Source organism: Microbacterium istanbulense (assembly GCF_037204145.1).
Lineage (GTDB): Bacteria > Actinomycetota > Actinomycetes > Actinomycetales > Microbacteriaceae > Microbacterium > Microbacterium istanbulense.
Map to the genome: position 1 here is coordinate 1 of NZ_JBBDGN010000033.1, position 1298 is coordinate 1298.

Here is a 1298-nt window from a genome sequence, read left to right on the forward strand (position 1 = left end):
GGGTCTGCCCCGAGTCTTGTTGACATCTGAACTGTGAGGATTCGTCCTCGCTGGAAGGATGTTCTTGTGGCAAAGCCCTATCCCCGAGAGTTCCGCGATGATGTCGTGGCCGTGGCCCGGAAGGGTCAGGCGCCGCTGGCGCAGATCGCGAAGGACTTCGGTATCTCCGAAGGCTCGTTGAGCAACTGGATGAAGCAGGCCGACGTCGAGGACGGCAAGCGTGCCGGCCTGACCGACGACGAGCGCAAGCAGCTGCGTGAGGCGAATAAGCGGATCCGGCTGTTGGAGCAGGAGAACGAGGTGCTGCGGCGGGCCGCGGCGTATCTGTCGCAGGCGAACCTGCCGGGAAAATAGTCTTCCCGCTCGTCCACGAGATGGCTGCGGCCGGTGCTCCCGTGAGGGTGCCGGTCGCGGTGGCGTTGCGGGTCCTCGGCCTGTCCAGGCAGGGGTACTACCAGTGGCTCAAAGACCCGGTCTCCCAGCGGGACTGGGACGACGCGCACCTGATCGATGTGCTCTACGACCTCCATGCCGACGACGTCACGCTCGGCTACAGGTTCCTCACCGATGAGCTCGAGTCCGAGCACGGGATCTCCGCGAGCGAGAACCGGGTGCACCGACTCTGCCGGATCGCGGGCATCCATGCGTCGCACCACCGCAAGCGCAGCAAACCCGGCAGCACGGGACCTGCGCCGCACGATGACCTCCTCGCGGTCATCGACGAGCACGGCGTCATCCGGCACGAGTTCATCGCCGACGGGCCGAACAAGGTCTGGCTCTGGGACATCTCGGAACACCCGACCAGAGAAGGCAAGCTCTACATCTGCGCGATCAAAGACGTCTGGTCGAACAAGATCGTCGGTTACTCCATCGACACCCGCATGAAGTCATCTCTCGCCCGCGCGGCGATGCGCAACGCGATCGCGTTGCGCTCACCTGACGGCACGATCTGCCACTCCGACAGAGGCGGCCAGTTCCGCGCGAAACGCACCCAGAACCTGCTCCGCAACAACGGGCTCGTCGGCTCCATGGGCAGGTCCTACGGCGCCGGGGACAACGCGAGTATGGAGAGCTTCTTCAGTCTCCTCCAGAAGAACGTACTCAACACGAGACGCTGGGACACCCGCGCCGATCTCCGCCTCGCGATGGTCACCTGGATCGAAACGAAGTACAACCGCCGACGCCGGCAGCGCGGCCTCGGCAAACTCACCCCCGCCGAGTTTGAGATGATCTACAAGGACGCAGAAGCGGCCTGATCACCCCAAACCCCGACTGTCAACAAGACTCGGGGCAGACCC

General features: G+C 64.3%; 1 protein-coding gene. It reads left to right on the forward strand.

The window, feature by feature from the left end; translation table 11 throughout:
• Positions 1-66: 66 nt before the first annotated feature.
• Positions 67-1256 (forward strand): IS3 family transposase gene (locus WDU93_RS15225; RefSeq protein WP_337322089.1). Its coding sequence is split into 2 segments (ribosomal slippage): positions 67-345 and positions 348-1256, totalling 1188 coding nucleotides; the frame shifts between segments, so codons are not numbered across the junction.
• Positions 1257-1298: the final 42 nt, after the last annotated feature.